Origin of the sequence: Hydrogenophaga sp., assembly GCF_030158645.1 — a bacterium.
Classification (GTDB): domain Bacteria; phylum Pseudomonadota; class Gammaproteobacteria; order Burkholderiales; family Burkholderiaceae_C; genus Hydrogenophaga.
This window is the reverse complement of record NZ_JAOASO010000159.1, coordinates 52297-69583: the sequence shown is the minus strand read 5'-3', so window position 1 is coordinate 69583 and position 17287 is coordinate 52297. Positions and strand designations below refer to the sequence as shown.

At 65.9% G+C, this 17287-nt stretch carries 12 protein-coding genes and 1 riboswitch; of the genes, 5 read left to right on the top strand and 7 right to left on the bottom strand.

Going from position 1 to position 17287, the window contains the following annotated elements; translation table 11 throughout:
- Window positions 1–36: 36 nt before the first annotated feature.
- The 3 genes from Q1W68_RS17050 to Q1W68_RS17040 form a co-directional block, all read right to left on the bottom strand.
- The gene (locus Q1W68_RS17050; RefSeq protein WP_300648626.1) at window positions 37–1290 is read right to left on the bottom strand and encodes an alpha/beta fold hydrolase; all 1254 of its coding nucleotides are present in this window, start codon (window positions 1288–1290) and stop codon (window positions 37–39) included.
- Between the two features lie 245 nt (window positions 1291–1535).
- Complete coding sequence (locus Q1W68_RS17045; protein WP_300648625.1) at window positions 1536–3893, bottom strand: alkaline phosphatase PhoX; 2358 nt, start codon at window positions 3891–3893, stop codon at window positions 1536–1538.
- 173 nt (window positions 3894–4066) lie between these two features.
- Complete coding sequence (locus Q1W68_RS17040) at window positions 4067–6544, bottom strand: UvrD-helicase domain-containing protein (RefSeq protein ID WP_300717152.1); 2478 nt, start codon at window positions 6542–6544, stop codon at window positions 4067–4069.
- Between the two features lie 224 nt (window positions 6545–6768).
- Here Q1W68_RS17040 and Q1W68_RS17035 point away from each other — a divergent pair, with 224 nt between their 5' ends.
- Window positions 6769–7746: a GMP reductase gene (locus Q1W68_RS17035; RefSeq protein WP_300648623.1), complete on the top strand. Its 978-nt coding sequence runs from the start codon at window positions 6769–6771 to the stop codon at window positions 7744–7746.
- A 54-nt stretch (window positions 7747–7800) separates the two neighbouring features.
- On the opposite strand, the gene Q1W68_RS17030 is transcribed toward Q1W68_RS17035, so the two are convergent.
- Window positions 7801–8685 carry an alpha/beta hydrolase gene (locus tag Q1W68_RS17030; protein ID WP_300717151.1) on the bottom strand — a complete coding sequence of 295 codons (885 nt, stop codon included), beginning with the start codon at window positions 8683–8685 and terminating at the stop codon, window positions 7801–7803.
- A gap of 140 nt (window positions 8686–8825) precedes the next feature.
- Between Q1W68_RS17030 and Q1W68_RS17025 the strand changes: the two genes are divergently transcribed.
- Complete coding sequence (locus Q1W68_RS17025) at window positions 8826–9728, top strand: NAD(P)-dependent oxidoreductase (protein ID WP_300648620.1); 903 nt, start codon at window positions 8826–8828, stop codon at window positions 9726–9728.
- 5 nt (window positions 9729–9733) lie between these two features.
- Here Q1W68_RS17025 and Q1W68_RS17020 read toward each other — a convergent pair whose 3' ends face one another.
- The 3 genes from Q1W68_RS17020 to Q1W68_RS17010 all read right to left on the bottom strand — a co-directional run bounded on the left by Q1W68_RS17020 (window position 9734) and on the right by Q1W68_RS17010 (window position 14244).
- Window positions 9734–11770: a transporter substrate-binding domain-containing protein gene (locus tag Q1W68_RS17020; protein ID WP_300717150.1), complete on the bottom strand. Its 2037-nt coding sequence runs from the start codon at window positions 11768–11770 to the stop codon at window positions 9734–9736.
- Window positions 11771–11991: 221 nt separating this feature from the next.
- Window positions 11992–13224 carry a flavin-dependent oxidoreductase gene (locus Q1W68_RS17015; protein ID WP_300648617.1) on the bottom strand — a complete coding sequence of 411 codons (1233 nt, stop codon included), beginning with the start codon at window positions 13222–13224 and terminating at the stop codon, window positions 11992–11994.
- A gap of 36 nt (window positions 13225–13260) precedes the next feature.
- Window positions 13261–14244 carry a tripartite tricarboxylate transporter substrate binding protein gene (locus Q1W68_RS17010; RefSeq protein ID WP_300648615.1) on the bottom strand — a complete coding sequence of 328 codons (984 nt, stop codon included), beginning with the start codon at window positions 14242–14244 and terminating at the stop codon, window positions 13261–13263.
- Window positions 14245–14321: 77 nt separating this feature from the next.
- On the opposite strand from Q1W68_RS17010, the gene Q1W68_RS17005 reads away from it, so the two are divergent.
- From Q1W68_RS17005 to Q1W68_RS16995, 3 genes are all read left to right on the top strand, one after another.
- On the top strand, window positions 14322–14882 hold the full coding sequence (locus tag Q1W68_RS17005; protein ID WP_300648613.1) for a MarR family transcriptional regulator: 561 nt from the start codon (window positions 14322–14324) through the stop codon (window positions 14880–14882).
- Between the two features lie 138 nt (window positions 14883–15020).
- Window positions 15021–15130, top strand: a riboswitch (guanidine-I (ykkC/yxkD leader).
- Window positions 15131–15182: 52 nt separating this feature from the next.
- Window positions 15183–16199 (top strand): ABC transporter substrate-binding protein, encoded by a 1017-nt coding sequence (locus tag Q1W68_RS17000; RefSeq protein WP_300717149.1) that lies wholly within the window; start codon window positions 15183–15185, stop codon window positions 16197–16199.
- Window positions 16200–16276: 77 nt separating this feature from the next.
- On the top strand, window positions 16277–17287 hold the full coding sequence (locus Q1W68_RS16995) for a fatty acid desaturase (RefSeq protein ID WP_300648609.1): 1011 nt from the start codon (window positions 16277–16279) through the stop codon (window positions 17285–17287).

Sequence of the window (17287 nt, the reverse complement as noted above, 5' to 3'; positions counted from 1 at the left end):
TCCTTGCAAAATGGGCGGTGGTTCCTGAGCGGCCCTTCAGAGCTTGGCTGGCGGCTTGAGGAACTGGGCGATGGTGTTCTTGAACGCGAGGATGCTGTTGGGGCTGGCGGTGTTGAGCCCGGCGGCATGCGTGTAGGCAGGAGGCATGCGCACGACCCTGGCATCGAAGCCGATCGAGGCGGCCATGCCCATGGTGCTGTCGACCGATGCGATGTCCAGCAGGTCGTCGGCTTCGGTGGCAATCATCAGGATCCGCGTCGTGGCCAACATGTCGTGTGCTGCGTCTGTCATGTCATCAACGCCCTGCATGTGGCGGATGAAAGGCTCCGACTTCTGCAAAGCCGTTTGAGGCTTGTAAGACAGCACCGACCGAAGCTGCCACAGCAGCACGTTGTGGTCGGTCTTTGCACACAAACTGGTCAGGGACTGCTTGTACGCCTTCACCCTCGGGTCGCTGGTGTTGAGCGAGGCCAGCACCGTGTCGATGGTCTTGGCGTCGTTGGCATCCAGCGCGTGGTGAGCCACCGCCATGTCGGCCCACCCCATGTCATTCAGGTCGTAGAGCAGGCTGTGATTCACCGGGAATTGCACCCGGTACCAGAAGTCGGACAGCACTTCCACCAGCGCCTTTTTCGGCTGTTTTTCTTTGGGCAGCGCGCCGTAGTCACCCGCGTGCCAGTCGGGATCCTGTTCCAGCTTCTGAACCCACTGGCTGGCGAGCACGAAGGTCTTCGGGTGCAACACCATCCCACCGGGCACGACCAACACCATGTTGGACACGTAGCTGGGCTCGTGCGCCATGAAATGCCAGGCCTGCAGCGAGCCCATGGACGCGCCCATCAACACGTCCACATGGCCCACGCCCAGTTGTTTGAGCGCCATTCGCTGAATCTGCGAGACGTCTGCGAGGCTGAAATTGGGGAAGGCGCCGCCGTAGGGTTTCTTGGTGGCGGGGTTGATGACGCCTGGGTGAAAACTGTCGTTGATCAAGGGCTCGAAACTGATGACACGGTAGGTGTCCGTGTTGATCACGGTGTCGGGACCAATGAGCGCGTCCCAGTACCCGGGTGCCACGCGTTTGTTGTCCTTGACGGCCTTGTGACCGGCTGCGTGGGCGCTGCCGAGGAAGAACGGCAGGATGGCGACCACGGGCTTGTCGTGACCGTCTTTGGTCTTGGCGGTGCCGTATTCCTCGTAGGTGATGGGCAGTTTGGCGAACTGGCCTTTGTCATCGTTGCAGGGGGCACTTTCCAGCACGATGGTCTGGGGTTTGACAATTTGGTCGTACATGAGATGTCCTTTGTTGGCGGTTTGAGAACGCCTCTGAACCGACCCGGGATCGGCGAGGCAAGATCACCTTAGTTCTCAAAATGCGCGCGCGAACACCCCTGCGCTGCCGGGCGCAGGTCGGCGGGGCGAGGCTGTGCACGCGATGGACGAAGCCACCAAAAGCAAAAACCCCAAGGCCTGTCGGGGCCTTGGGGTTGGAGGGAGTGGCGCCTGGGCTCAGCGCAGGATGAGCCCGTTGTTGCTGGTCAAAGACCGATCACGCCGCCGTCGTTCTTGGTGATCATGAGCGTGGCCGAACGCGGACGGGCCGTCGCGCCGCCGGGGCCGTAAGCCGCCACACCGCCACCGTTGCCTGGCCAGTTGCTCTCGAACGCCGAAGCCAGCGAAGCCGTGTTCTCGCCAGGGTGCTGGATGTTGATGAACAGCACCTTGCCGTCGGCCGTTTCTGTGAGGCCGGTGATTTCTGCCCCCTTGGGTGCCACCAGGAAACGCTTGAAGGTGGCGTCCGTCATCTTGCGGCCCGCGTAGGTGGTCACGGTGCGGTCGATGGCGGCGGCATCTGCCTGACCGTCAGCGCGCACCTGGATGTCCACCGCGCCACCGTCACCTTGTCGCCCGGGCACCGCGGCCAGCAGCATCGCGTTCGTCTGGTCGGTGAAGGTGTTGTCGTCGGTCTGGATCCAGAGGATGCCGCTCTTTTTGGAGAACCAGCACCCATCGGGCTTGGACAGGTCATTGAACCCGCTCAGGCCGGATAGGTTGACGTTGCGCTGGTAGTAATCGTTGGTGGTCAGGTCGTCGGGGGCGGCCTGGGCGCCAAAAAGGAAGATGTCCCAGCGGAAGGTGGTGGCAGCGGCGTCGTCACCGTCTTCCCGGATGCGCACGATGTGGCCGTTGACGTTGCCGCGCTGGATGGTCGCGTTGTCGGTGCGCGTGTCGCGCCATGCGCGCGGGTTGGCCGCGTCCACCGGCGGGTTGGGAATGTTGTTGCCCGACAAGCCCGAGTTTCCACGGTCCGGGTTCTCGGTCATGGTGATGTAGATCTCACCGTTGGTGGGGTTGACGGCGGTCCACTCCGGGCGGTCCATGCGCGTGGCACCGGCGGCGCCCGCCGCCAGGCGGGTGTTCACACAGATGTCGGCCAGGTCCTCAAAGGTGTACCCGTTGGGGTTGTACGTGGTCACCGGCAAGCCGGCAGCCACGTCGGGGTTGCTCAGGTCGAGCTTGGCCCAGGTACCGGTGCCGTCCGCATTGAAGCGGGCTGCGTAGATGGTGCCTTGGTCGAGGTACTTGGTGCCCGCCGCCATGCCGCCGGTGTTGGCGTCGGCCGGGTCCCAGTTGGCGCTGGTCACGAACTTGTAGACGTATTCACCGCGCGAATCGCAGCCGATGTAGAACGCCAGCGGCCGGCCCTGTTTGGGAATGCTGCCCCAGGCGCCCTCGTTGGCACGGCGGCCCAAGGCCGTGCGCTTGCGCGGCGTGGCCAGCGGGTTGTAGGGATCGATTTCGACGATGTAACCGAACGTGTTGGCCTCGTTGCGGAAGTCACCCGTGCCATCGGTTGGCTGGGCGGTGTTGACCGTGATGTCCCAGCGGCTGAACTCGGTGCTGTTGGCATCGGCGGGTACCACACTGGTCCAGCGGTTGTTGCCGCCGTTGCCAGGACGGATACCGTTGCGCAGCATCGCGGTGTTTTCCTTGGGGGTGCGGTTGGCATCGTCACCCGTGGCGCGACGGAAATAACCGGCCCAGTTTTCTTCCGCCGTCAGGTAGGTGCCCCAGGGCGTGTAGCCATGGCCGCAGTTGTTGATGGTGCCGCGCGTGGCTGTGCCACCGGGCGAAAACTTGGTCTTCACGTACTTGGTGCCACGCACAGGACCGCTGATTTCGACCATGGTGTTGGCGGTGATGCGGCGGTTGAAGTTGCTCGCCTTGTTCACAGTGAAGGCGCCGGTGGTGCGAGACACCTCGATGACGGAGACACCGTGGGATTCGATCTCCTTGCGCGCTTCCACCTCGGGGCGCGGACCGGTGGAGCGGTTCGTCTGGCCATTGGGGTGCATGAACAAAACGGTGCCCGAGATGTTCTCGTGGTTGATGCACATGATCCCGCGGTTTGAACTGGTGGGATCGGGACCGGTGCGGGCGGCATTGAGGCCGAAGAAGTGCATGCCATCGTGATGGTCGCCCGCGCGGCTGCCAAAGTCGATGTCGGTGCCGTCGTTGGCGTACGGGGTGGCGGTGTTGTCGATGGGATCGCCGGTCGCATAGATCACGGTGGCGGTGTAACCGGCGGCAATCTGCACCGCGTCGGACTTGTTCTTGGCCACGGCACTGAAGCCCAGCTGCACTTCGGGGGTCGGGCTGACCGGGTTGGTGACCGGGTTGGTGACAGGCGCTTCATCGCCACCGCCGCAAGCGGTCAGGGCGGCCGTTCCCAGACCGGCCATGGCCATGGCGCTCACGCCGCCGCGCATGAAGTGACGGCGGCTCAGCCGCGCTGCCACCAGGTCGTTGAGGTGGGGGGTCTGGACGAAGTTGTTTTCAAGATCGTCGGGATCGGTTTGGGTTTCGTGGGCAACGTGGGTGGTGGGCAATTTCATGGGAGGTCCTGAGGGCGGTCCGTCGGAGATGCGACCCGCCTGACAGTAAGAACCTCTTGTGACAACCGCGTTAAACACCCAGGGGTACTTCACGCCGGGCAGCGCCACGACACCGCACGACCATCCCCAAGGGGTTTTTCATCTCCCTGTCACGCTGGTCAGCGCGGGAATCCTCAGGTGATCGGCGTGAGTTTGGCCACACTGAGCGCCAACCACTTCGTGCCATGGCGGCTGAAGTTCACCTGCGCGCGGGCGTCATCGCCCGCGCCTTCGATGGAGAGCACCTTGCCCTCGCCGAACTTGTTGTGAAACACGGCCATGCCGGCCCGGATGTCGGTGCCCCGATCGGGTTCAGGCGCTTTCTGGCCCAGGCCTTTCGGGTCGCCCTTGTCGTGGAAGCCCGGTGACCACGAAGGCTGCAGCGCTGGCGGTGCACCGAAGCTGCGCCGTCCGTTCTGCCACTGGCCACCACCGCCGCCCGCCCCGCCCGGCGCGCCCCACGCCGGCTGCTGTGGCGTGAGCCACTTCAGGCAGGCCTCGGGCAGCTCGTCAAAAAAGCGGCTCTTCATGTTGTAGCGCGTCTGGCCGTGCAGCATGCGCGTTTGCGAGTGGCTCAGGTACAGGCGCTTGCGGGCGCGTGTGATCGCCACGTACATCAGGCGGCGCTCTTCTTCGAGCCCGTCGCGGTCGCTCATCGAGTTCTCGTGCGGGAACAGGCCTTCTTCCATGCCGGTGATGAAGACCACGTCGAATTCGAGCCCCTTGGCGGCGTGCACCGTCATGAGCTGCACCGCGTCCTGCCCGGCTTGTGCCTGGTTGTCGCCCGACTCCAGCGCCGCATGGGTGAGGAAGGCCGCGAGCGGGCTCATGGTCTCGCCGGTGTCGGCGTCGGGCGCGGGGAGGCCCTCACCCCCGCCCTCTCCCAGAGGGAGAGGGGGCAATTCACTCCCTCTCCCTCTGGGAGAGGGTTGGGGTGAGGGCTCTTCCGGGTTGAACCCCTGGCTCACCGGGCTCTGCGTCAACGCTGCCCCATCCGCCGTGCGCGCCACGGCATCACGGCCAAAGCCTTCGATGCCCACAAAACTCTTGGCCGCGCTCACCAGTTCCTCCAGGTTCTCCACCCGGTCCTGCCCTTCGCGCTCGGCGCGGTAGTGCTCCACCAGGCCGCTGTGGTCGAGCACCAGCTCGATGATCTCGGCCAGCGTCATGCCCTCGGAGCGTTCGCGCAGCACGTCGAGCTTGGCCACGAACCCGCCGATGGCCACGCCGGCGCGCCCGGTCACCGCGCTCACCGCGTCGTGCAGCGAACAGCCCGAGGTGCGCGCCACGTCCTGCAGCTGTTCGATGCTGCGCGCGCCGATGCCGCGCGGCGGGAAGTTCACCACGCGCAGGAAGCTGGTGTCGTCGTTGGCGTTTTCCAGCAGGCGCAGATACGCCAGCGCGTGCTTGATCTCGGCGCGCTCGAAGAAGCGCAGGCCGCCGTACACGCGGTAGGGCATGGCGGCGTTGAAGAGCGCGGTTTCCACCACACGGCTTTGCGCGTTGCTGCGGTAGAGCACGGCCATCTCCACCTTGGGCACGTCTTCGCGCGCGAGCTGCTTCATCTCGTCGACCATCCACTGCGCCTCGGCGAAGTCGCTGGTTGCCTCGTGCACGCGCACCGGTTCGCCCGCGCCGGCGTCGGTGCGCAGGTTTTTGCCCAGGCGGTTGGTGTTGTGGCTGATCAGCTCGTTGGCCGAGTCGAGGATGTTGCTGCAGCTGCGGTAGTTCTGCTCCAGCTTGATCTGGTGGCGCACCTTGAATTCGCGCACGAAGTCGGCCATGTTGCCCACGCGCGCGCCGCGAAACGCGTAGATGCTCTGGTCGTCGTCGCCCACGGCAAACACCGCGTTGCCCGAACCCGGCAGGCCCTCGAGTGGCGGCGCGCTGAACATCTTGATCCAGGCGTACTGCAGGCGGTTGGTGTCCTGGAACTCGTCGATCAGGATGTGGCGGAAGCGCCGCTGGTAGTGCTCGCGCACCGGGTCGTTGTCGCGCAGCACTTCATACGAACGCAGCATGAGCTCGCCAAAGTCCACCACGCCCTCGCGCTGGCACTGCTCTTCGTACAGCGCGTACAGCTCCACCTTCTTGCGCGTCTCTTCGTCGCGCGCCACCACGTCGCGCGGGCGCTGGCCGTCTTCCTTGCAGCCGCTGATGAAGTACTGGATCTGCTTGGGCGGGTAACGCTCGTCGTCCACGTTGAACTGTTTGCACAGGCGCTTCACGGCCGAGAGCTGGTCCTGTGTGTCCAGGATCTGGAAGGTGGCGGGCAAGGCCGCGAGCTTGTGGTGCGCGCGCAGGAAGCGGTTGCACAGGCCGTGGAAGGTGCCGATCCACATGCCGCGCACGTTCACCGGCAGCATGGCGGACAGGCGCGTCATCATTTCCTTGGCGGCCTTGTTGGTGAAGGTCACCGCCAGCACACCGCCGGGCGTCACCTGCCCGGTCTGCAGCAGCCAGGCGATGCGCGTGGTCAGCACCCGCGTCTTGCCCGAGCCCGCCCCGGCCAGGATGAGCGCGTGCTCGGCCGGCAGCATGACGGCAGCGCCTTGTTCGGCATTGAGACCCGCGAGCAGCGGGGACGGGGCGACGGATTCTTCAAACAGCATGGCTTGATTGTAGGAAGCGCCCTGTGCTGCGCGCTGTATACGGTCATCCGTATGGCCCCCATATGGCGGGCGAGGCGTCGAAACCCGCCTCACGCCGACCAAGGCGCCTAGAATCAATCACCGGGCCCAAGATTCTTGCGCCCGGTTTTTTGTGCCCGATGCACAAAGCCGGCCAAGCCAAGCGCTCTCCCTGTTCAACAACAGTTTTCTGGAGCCTGGTTCACATGGAAATTTTTGATTACGACAACGTCCTGCTGCTGCCGCGCAAGTGCCGCGTGGAGAGCCGTTCGGAATGCGACGCGGGCGTGGAGCTCGGTGGGCGCAAGTTCCGTCTGCCGGTGGTGCCGGCCAACATGAAGACGGTGGTGGACGAGTCCATCTGCGTCTGGCTGGCCCAACACGGTTACTTCTACGTGATGCACCGCTTCGACCTGGACAACCTGAAGTTTGTGCGCGACATGCGCGCGCACGATGTGTATGCCTCGATCTCGCTGGGCGTGAAGGCGCCCGACTACGCCACGGTGGACCAGCTGGTGGCCGAGGGCCTGGCGCCGGAGTACATCACCATCGACATCGCGCACGGCCACGCCGACAGCGTGAAGAACATGATCGGCTACCTGAAAGAGAAACTGCCCTCGTCCTTCATCATCGCGGGCAACGTGGCCACGCCCGAAGCGGTGATCGACCTGGAAACCTGGGGCGCGGACGCGACCAAGGTGGGTGTGGGACCGGGCAAGGTCTGCATCACCAAGCTCAAGACGGGTTTTGGCACCGGTGGCTGGCAGCTCAGCGCGCTCAAGTGGTGCGCCCGCGTGGCCACCAAACCCATCATTGCCGACGGCGGCATCCGCAGCCATGGCGACATTGCCAAGAGCGTGCGCTTCGGCGCCAGCATGGTGATGATCGGCTCGCTCTTCGCGGGCCACGAGGAGTCACCGGGCCAGACGGTGGAAGTGGACGGTGTGCTCTACAAGGAGTACTACGGCTCGGCGAGCGACTTCAACAAGGGCGAGTACAAGCACGTGGAAGGCAAGCGCATCCTGGAGCCCATCAAGGGCAAGCTGGCCGACACGCTGGTGGAGATGGAGCAGGACGTGCAGAGCTCGATCAGCTACTCGGGCGGCACGAAACTGATGGACGTGCGCAAGGTGAACTACGTGATCCTGGGTGGGGACAATGCGGGCGAGCACCTGCTGATGTAGGGGGTTTGGAAACTGCCCTGACGAGCGACCGGCCTGGCCGGAGAAAACGCAACGTCAAACGGAGAGCAGTTCCCGCGCCATCCCGTGCAACCGGTGTTTCGGCTGAACCAAGGCCTCAACAATGCTGAAGTGGTTGAGCCCCGGCAACGCCTCGCACACCGGCACCACCTCCGACCCCCAGGCCTGCTGGATGATGCGGTTCTGGCGCTGGAACTCGCTGCTCTCATCCGCTCCAGCAGCAACAAACAACTGCCCGCGACCTTCGCGCAGCAAAGGCGCAGGCAAACGCACCGGGCTGGCCTTCTTCACCTGCGAAGGTGTCAGGTTCAACGACGGCTGAACGAACGGTGTGAGGCGCACCGGCTCCAGGTCGTAAAGGCCCGAGATCGACAGCGCGTTCTTCACCAACGACTCGGGCAGATCGCCACCCACACGCGTCCATTCGCAGGCCAGCATCATCGTGGCCAGGTGCCCGCCCGCCGAATGGCCCACCACCGAAATGCGGTGCGGATCACCGCCGTGCGCAGCGATGTGGCGGAAGGTCCAGGCCAGCGCGTGCACCATCTGCATCACGATGTCGGGAATGGTGACCGCCGGGCACAGTGCGTAGTTGGGCATCACCACGCAAGCGCCGTGCTTCGTGAACGCGGGCGCAATGAACGAGTGGTCGGATTTGTCCAGGCTGCGCCAGTAGCCGCCGTGGATGAACACCATCACCGGCGCCAGCGGCGTGCCCGGCTTGCGTGGCGCGGGAAAGATGTCCAGCGTCTCGCCGGGGCCATGGCCATAGCTCACGTCCAGCAACGGTCGGCTGCCCTGTCGCACCTGCTCGGAAGTCCGGGCCCAGCGCTCGAAGTGGGCCGCATGCTCGGGCACCAGCTCGCGGTTGTTGTACTCGCGGTTCAGCCACGCGGGGTCGGTCGAAGGTGTTTTTTCCATGGTCGCGCATTGTGTCACGGAGGGTCGTTTTCAGCGTGTCCTGACCGGCTCATGAAACGTCGCCGTTCTGACGCCACAATGCCCATCCGGCGTTCCTTGCCGGCCCAGCCACTCCCGCCAACCCATCCTCAGACCCTCTCTTGAACACCAACTCCGCCCCCACCACGTCCGCCCTCCAGATCGCCGTGCTCGGCATTGGCCTGATGGGTTTCCCCATGGCCCGGCGCCTGTGCGAAGCCGGCTGCACGGTCAGTGTGTGGAACCGCTCGCGCAGCAAGGCCGAGCGACTGACCCCCTTCGGCGCGCGCGTGGCCGACACACCCGCCGGCGCCGTGTCCGGGGCCGACATCGTGATCACCCTGCTGGAAAACGGCGACATCGTGGAAGACGTGCTGTTCAACCAGCACACGGTGGACCACCTGCGCCCGGGCAGCGTGGTGGTGGACATGTCGTCCATCCTGCCGCGCCAGGCGCGCGACCATGCCAGCCGCCTGGAGGCCGCCGGCCTGCACCACCTGGACGCACCGGTCTCGGGCGGAACGGTGGGCGCCGAGGCCGGCACACTGGCCATCATGGCGGGCGGCGAGGCTGCCGACTTCGAGCGCCTGCGTCCGGTGTTCGAGCTGCTGGGACGCCCGGTGCATGTCGGTCCGCACGGCGCAGGGCAGCTGGCCAAACTGGCCAACCAGATGATCGTGGGCATCACCATCGGCGCCGTGGCGGAGGCCCTGCTGCTGTGCGAGAAGGGCGGAGCCGACATGGGCAAGGTCAAGCAGGCCATCACCGGCGGCTTTGCGGACAGCCGCATCCTGCAGGTGCACGGCCAGCGCATGGTGGAGCGCGACTTCACCAAGCGCGCAGCGGTGGCGGTGCAACTCAAGGACATGCGCAACGCGCTGACCACCGCGGCGGAAGTCGGCTTCGATGCGCCGATCACCGGTTTGTTCGAGCAGCTCTACGCCCAGTCGGTCGAGCACGGGCTGGCCGACCTGGACCACTCGGCGCTGTTTGTCGAGCTGGCCCGGCGCAACGGCATGGGTTGAGCGACTCAGGCCGCTGCGTCGAGCGTGAATTCGGCCACCGTGCCCACGCCGATCTGGCTGCGCAAGCGCACCTCACCCCCGTGGTGGCGCACGATGCGCTGAACCATGCTCAGGCCAATGCCGCTGCCCTCGAACTGCGACGCCGCGTGCATGCGCCGAAACGGTTGGAACAGCGCGCGGGCGTGCGCCATGTCGAAGCCGGCGCCGTTGTCGGCCACGCGGTACCAGGTGCGTCCCGCTTCCTGAAAACTGTCCACCCGGATGCGTGACACCGGCACGCGGGCCGAGTATTTCCACGCGTTGTGCAGCAGGTTCTGCCACACCTGGGCCACCAGATCGGCGTCACCCATCGCCGGGGGCAGCGGGTCGAACCGGATTTCGATCGAACGCGCGGTCTCTCCGCTTCGCACCAGGGTCCAGGTGTCTTCGGACAGGGCACGCATGTCGATGCTGCGGCGCTTGAGCGGGTGTTGGTCGATCTGGGCCAGGTTGGTCAAGGCTTCGATCATGGCGTTCATGCGCCGCGTGGCTTTGTCCACCTGCTCGCTGTATTCCAGCGCCTCATCGGTGTGCCCGAGTTGCAGGCGCTCGCGCATCAGGCCCATGAAGCCCTGGATCGCCAGCAGGGGCGCCCGCAAGTCGTGCGCCACGGCGCGGGTGAACTCGCGCAGGCGGTCTTCGCCGTGATCGGTGGGTGGCAACGTCTCGGGGGCGTCCCGGCGGGCCTGGGCGAATTCTTCGTGCAGGGACTGGTAGCCCTGGCGAAACACCGGGTCCTGCGCCAGTCGCTCGGTCACGTCGCGCACGATGCACAGCACGATGGTGTGATCACCCACGCGCAGTTTGTCGGCACTCACCAGACACGCGCGCTGCTGGCCATCGGCGCGGGTCACGCTCACCGGCAGTGCGTCCAGCAAGCCGTTCAGATCGATGGCGCGTGCCATGCGCTTGAGTGTGTCCATGCCGATGTGATGCGCCAGATCGCGCAACGGGCGGCCCACCACCCGGTCTTCTGCCACGCCCAACAGCGCGGCGACCGCCGGGTTGGCGTCCTGCACCAGACCGCTGTGGTGGTCCACCACCAGCATGGGCTCGGGGTTGCGCTGGAAGGTGCGCTCCAGCAAATCTTCTGAGCGGCGCAGCGAGCGCTCGGCGGCCTCGCGCCGCGTGCGCTCATGCGATACCGCCCGTCCGCGATGGCGCAGCCCGAGTCCCGCCAGCACCAGCAGGGACGTGCCGCCCAGCGCGACCAGCCAGGTCCATGTCCGCTGCTGATCCAGATCGCGGGCCATGGCCTGCTGCTCGGCGGTGGCGGGTTCGTCGTTGAGCCAGCGCTCGCGCAGCGCGGGCAGCGTGCCGTTGCTCTCCAGACGGTCCAGCGCGACCTGCAGCCGCTGGCGCAGCGCGTCGTTGTCGCGCACCACCGCCAGCGAATAGGACTGCAGACGCAGGTCCCCCAGCGCACGCACCAGTCCGCTGACCTCACCGCTGGCCATCAAGGGATCGGCGTAGGCACGCGGCAGCAAGGCCATGTCGGCAAAACCGAGCTGGACGGACTGCAGGGCAGACAGCGCATCGGGCGTGCGCACATAGGGTCCGCTGATGCCTGAGAGCCACTTGCCCAGGCTCTCCCGCATGGGTTCGTGGTCCAGCACGGCGATGCGCGAGCCTTGGAGGTCTTGCAGCGCCCGCGGAGCGGCTTGGCCGACCGGCAGGTACACCGCAAACGCGGGCGCAGCATGGCCCTTGAGAAAGTGCGCGTAAGCACGCCGCTCGGTGGTCTGCACCATGGCGATCACGTCCACCCGCCCGGCCTTGAAGGCCTCCACCGTGGAAGGCCAGCTTTGCAGCTGGATGGTGACCTCCAGGCCGAGTTCACGGCCGAGGGCCCGCATCAGGTCGATCTGGAAGCCTTCGGGCTCGCCGCTGGCGCCGAGCGATTCAAACGGGGCAAACGCCGCGTCGCCGCCGTAGCGCAGCACGGTCTGCGCCTGTGTGCCGGAGCAGACCACGACACCCCACGCCAGGGCGAGCGCGCACAACGAGCGCCCGGCAGGGCCACGGAGCCCGGGGTTCTCTTCCGTTCGGATACGTGTCTGTCGTGTGAGTCGCGGCATGCTGGGTGCACAAGGTGGGTGTCCCGTCCCCGGCGGACGGCACCTTGGCCGACAGTGCCACAAAACAGCGCGCAAGAGGTGTCCACTGCGCAGCAGGCCCCGACGGCTGTCGGATACCCCCCACACCGCCAGGGCGGCGCCCGCGGTCAAGCCTTCAGCGCAAAGCCCGCAATCTGCTTGTAATTGTCCGAAATGGCGCGCAGCTCGTCCTGGCTGATGAGATCGTCGATGTTGTCGAACGGCTTGCCGCCGCTGAGTTCGTCGGCCTTCATGATGATGAAGTCCGGCGGCAGGGTGCGGTTGGTCTCCACCACGCGGGCGGTGGCGGGCAGACGTGCGGCCTGGTAGCGCTGCAGGGCAGCGCGCAGGTCACCGCCGGCGGCATGCGCGGTGGCGATCTCGTCGGCCAGCGTGCGGGCATCGATCAGCGCCTGGGCCGAGCCGTTGGAGCCGCGGGGATACATCGGGTGGGCGGCGTCGCCCATGAGCGTGACGCGCTCGAAGCTCCAGCGCGGCAGCGGGTCCTTGTCGACCATGGGGTATTCGAACACGTGCTCGGCCGAGGTGATGAGCGCCGGCACGTCGAGCCAGTCGAAGCGCCAGTCGGCGAAGGTCGGCAAGAAATCTTCGGGGCGACCCGGGCGGTTCCAGTCGTTCATGCGGGCTTCGCTGTCGCGGATCTCGGCCACCCAGTTGATGAGCTGGTTGCCCTGCCCGTCCACGTTGTCCACGATGGGGTAGATCACCATCTTGCCGGTGTCGATGGAGCCGATCCGGATGTAGCTCTTGCCGCCCAGGATCGGCTTGTGCACGGTGGTGCCGCGCCAGGTGTTGATGCCGCCGTAGCAGACGCTGTCCTGCGGGTAGAAATGCTTGCGGATCGCGGAATTCACGCCGTCGCAGGCCACCACCCACGGTGCACGCACCGGCGCCACCGGGCCTTGTGCGTTGTCGGCAAACGAGAGCGTGACGCCATCGGCGTCCTGCGCCAGCCCGGTGCAGCGGTGGCCGGTGTGCACGTGCTCGGAACCCAGGCGCTCCAGCGCAGCCTCAAAGAGGATGCGGTGCAGCTTGCCGCGGTGAATGCCCAACTCGGGCAGTTCGTAGCCCGCGTGACGCCCACGCGCCTCGCCGTACACGCGCTGGCCGAAGCGGTTGAAGAACACACTCTCGCGGTTCTCGATCCCCACGGCCTCCAGCTGCGCCAGCAGACCCAGCGCGGTGAGTTCCTGCACGCCGTGCGGCAGCAGCGTGATGCCCACGCCGAGCTCCTTGACGTCGGGCACGCTCTCGTACACGTCGCAGGCCATGCCCCGCTGGTGGAGGGCCAACGCAAACGCCAAACCGGCGATTCCGCCGCCCACAATGGCCATCGTCATGTCAGTTGCTCCGGAGCGCAGCGGGGGTGTTTCATGTCATTCAGCCTTGATGTTCTGGGTCTTGATCAGCCGGGCCCAGCGCTCCGCGTCCTTCTCCACCAACTGGCCGAACGCCTCGGGCGTGCCGGTGCTCGGGTCCATGCCCTGGCCGGAGAACGCCTTCTTCACGTCTTCGCTGGCCAGGATGCTGTTGATCTCGCGGTTGAGCGTGGCGACCATGGCCGGCGCCATGCCCTTGGGCGCGAACACGCCGTACCACATGTCCACGTTCACGTCGGCCGTGCGCGACTCGGTCAGCGTGGGCACCTCGGGCAGCAGGGCGTGGCGCTTGTCGCTGCCGATGGCCAGCGCCACCAGCCGCCCGCTGCGGATCTGCGGCAGCGCGACGTGGATCGGCAGGAACATCGCATCCACCTGGCCACCGATCATGTCGGTGAGCGCGGGGCCGGTGCCTCGGTACGGGATGTGCGTGATGAAACTCTTGCTGGCGTTCTTGAAGAGCTCCATCGACAAATGGTGCGGCGTGCCCACGCCGGGTGAGGCGTAGTTGAGCTGGCCCGGCGCGCGGCGCGCAGCATCCACCAGGTCGCCGGCGGTCTTGAACCCCGTCTTGGGGTGGGTGACCAGCATCAGCTGGCCCCAGCTGGTCAGCCCCACCGGGGTGAGATCGCGCAGCGGGTCGAACGGCGCCTGCGGGTACAGGCTGCGGTTCATCACCAGGGTGTTCACACTCACCAGCAAGGTGTTGCCATCGGGCGCGGCGCGCACCACGGCCTCGGTCCCGATGTTGCCGGAGGCGCCAGCCCGGTTGTCCACCACCACCGGGCGTTTCAGGCGCTCCGACAGCTTGGGACCGATGGTGCGGGCGATCAGGTCGATGCCGGTGCCCGGGGTGAAGGGCACGATCAGGCGCAGCGGCACATCGGACGTCTGGGCCTGGGCCAGACCGGTGCCGGCGAACAGTGCCAGAGCCAGGAGGCTGCGCCAGGCTCGGCCGGTGAGGGTGTACAAGCGTGTCATCGGATGTCTCCTATCGTTAGCATGCGAACCATTTTGAAACGGCAGGCGGGAGGCTGCCATTCGTAGAATCCCGAACCATGACCTTGAAAGACTTGTACCAGCGCCCGGGCTTCCTGTTGCGCCGCACCCACCAGATCTCGGCGGCGGTGTTCGAGAACGCTTGCGCCAGTGTGGGTCTCACCCCGGCCCAGTACGGCGTGCTCACCGTCTTGTCCAGCGAACCCGGCCTGGACCAGACCCGGTTGGCGCGCGCACTCGCCTTTGACAAGGTCACCGTCATGCGGGTGTGCAAAGGCCTCGAAGAACGCGGACTGATCGAGCGGCGCATGGCCGAGCACAGCCGACGCCAGATGGCGGTGGTGCTCACCCCGAGCGGCCAGAAACTGTTGCAGCAGGCGCGCGGACCGGCCGAGCAGGCCTACCAGCGGCTGCTCTCGCCTTTGTCGATGACGCAGCGCCACCAGCTGATCGAGATCCTCGAAGCGCTCACCCAGGGTCTGGCCGACGACGCCCGGGCACCTTTTGTGCCCCTGTTGCCGGTGGACACGGACGACACCGTGGCCAGGCCGGCGGCCTCCCCCAAAGTCCGCGCAACCCGCACCAACACGGGGCGGACCAAGGCGGCACCACGCCGCTGAAAGGGCGCACAGCTTCTGCTTTTGGTGCAGCAGGGGCGTTCAAGCGGCATGCAGAGCGCCGACCAGCCTGGCACGCTTTCTGCTGACCACCATTCCGCAAGAAGAGCGATCCAGGGTCCGCCCGACCATCTGCTCAGCACTCAGGTGCACTAGGGTTCCGACCGCGAGGCGATGCGCCGCGCGGTGTCTGGTCCGAGAGTGTGCCGGCCTCATCGCAGGCTCCACGGAGGGACAAAAGCCCGGGAGAACGATCACGTGATCGCTTCTTCCTGCACGTCCTTACAACCCATGGAGCCCCTGATGAAAACCTCTGCCCCCACCCTGTCCAGCCGGCGCAACCACTTCTTCAAGCCGGCCCTGGGCCTGGCCCTCTCGCTGGCCGCCTTTTCCTCGTTCGCCCAGGCGCCCACCCAGATGAAGATCGCCACCGTGGTGTGGATCGGCTACGGCCCGTTCTACGTGGCCGAGGCGCTGGACCTCTACAAGAAATACAACCTCAAGGTCTCGCTGCAGGTCTTCAACGACCCGGCGCTGATCCCGGCGGCCATCGCCTCGGGCGCGGTGGACGGCGGCATGCTGACCTATGACCAGGTGGTCGGGCAAGTCGCCGCCGGCCGCAACATGAAGGTGGTCATGCCCATCGACTACTCCAACGGTGGCGACGCCATCGTGGCCGACAGCAGCATCACCAAGGTGGCCGATTTCAAAGGCAAGAAGATCGGCTACAACCCGCTCTCGCCCAGCGATTTCCTGCTCTCTTATGCCCTCAAGACCGCCGGCATGACCGAGAAGGACATCACCCCGGTGAGCATGACGCCCGAAGCCGTGCCGGCCGCCATGGCCTCCGGCCAGCTGCCCATCGGCGTGACCTACGAGCCCAGCCTCTCGCAGATCCTGGGCCAGGGCGGCGGCAAGAAGTTCAAGGTGGTGTTCTCCTCCAAGAACGCGCCGGGCCTGATCGCCGATGTGCTGGTGTTCGACGACAAGGTGATCAAGGCCAAGCCGGCGCAGATCACCGGCGTGATGCAGGCGTATCTGGACGGTCTGGCCTACATGAAGGCCAAGCCCGCGGAAGCGCACAAGATCATCGGCAAGTTCATGGGCGTGTCCGCCGCCGAGGTGAAGGAGCAGCTCACCGGCGTCTACAACATCCCCGTGGCCGAGATGCCCAAGGCCTTCACCAAGGCCAAGGAAACCACCTCGTATTACGCCAGCGGCGAAATCATTGGCGAGCTGCTCAAGGCCAAGGGCCAGATCACCACGATCCCGCCGATCGAAGCCACCTTCGACGCCAGCCTGGTCAAGGGCCTGAAGTAAGACCCAGTTGGCTTCACCGGTGCCCGCTCGGGCATCGGTGCGGTGACGACAGCGTTCCCCCCATTGAAGGCACTCCCATGAAACCGGTTTTCCGTTACGAGGACGGCGTGTGGCCCAACGTCGCCGCCATCAGCTTCACCGTGCTGGGCTGGCCGGTGGGCATTGCCCTGCTGGGGCAGGCGAGCTGGCTGCTGAACGCCCTGGGCGTGTTGCTGGTCGCACAAACGCTGGTGTGGTCGGCCTACTTCATCCACGAGTTCGCGCACAACGCCATCTTTCGCACGCCGCAGGCCAACGAGCGCTGGGGCACGCTGATGAGCTGGATCAACGGCAGCTGCTACGCCAGCTTTGCCGACATGCGCCGCAAGCACATGCGCCACCACGTGGAGCGTGCCGACGTGATCACCTTCGATGCGCAGTCCTTCCTGCGCGCCCACCCGGTGGTGCGCCGCGTGGTACTAGCCCTGGAGTGGGCCCACTTCCCGGCGGTGGAATTCGTCATGCGCGGCTACGTGATCGCCCTGCCCTTCCTGAGCGAACAGAAAAAAGACGCCCGCGTGCGCGTGGTCGCCACCGCGCTGGTGCGCATCACGGCGCTCGCCTTGCTGGGCTGGTGGTCGCTCAAGGCGCTCGCCCTGTACTTCGTGGCGTTCCTGGTCTTCATCACGGTGCTGCGCTTTGCCGACTGCTTCCAGCACACCTACGACGCTTACCCCATCCTCGACGACACGCCGATCCCGAAAGACAAGCTGCGCGACCGCGCCTACGAACAGGCCAACACCTACAGCGACGTGGTGAGCCTGGACGCGAAGTGGTTCAACCTGATCTGGCTCAACTTCGGTTTCCACAACGCCCACCACGAGCGCCCCACCGCGCCCTGGTACCGCCTGCCCGCCTTCCACCGCGAGCTGTACGCCGACAGCTACCCGCAGGTGATCACGGTGGGTGAACTGCTCAAGAGCTTTCACATCAACCGCGTCAAGCGGGTGCTCGCGAGCAACTACGGGGTGGTGCAACCACCCGGCACACCGGGCCGCGCAGACGGTTTCCTCGGCGCTGTCGGCGTGTCCTTCCTCACCGCCGTTTGA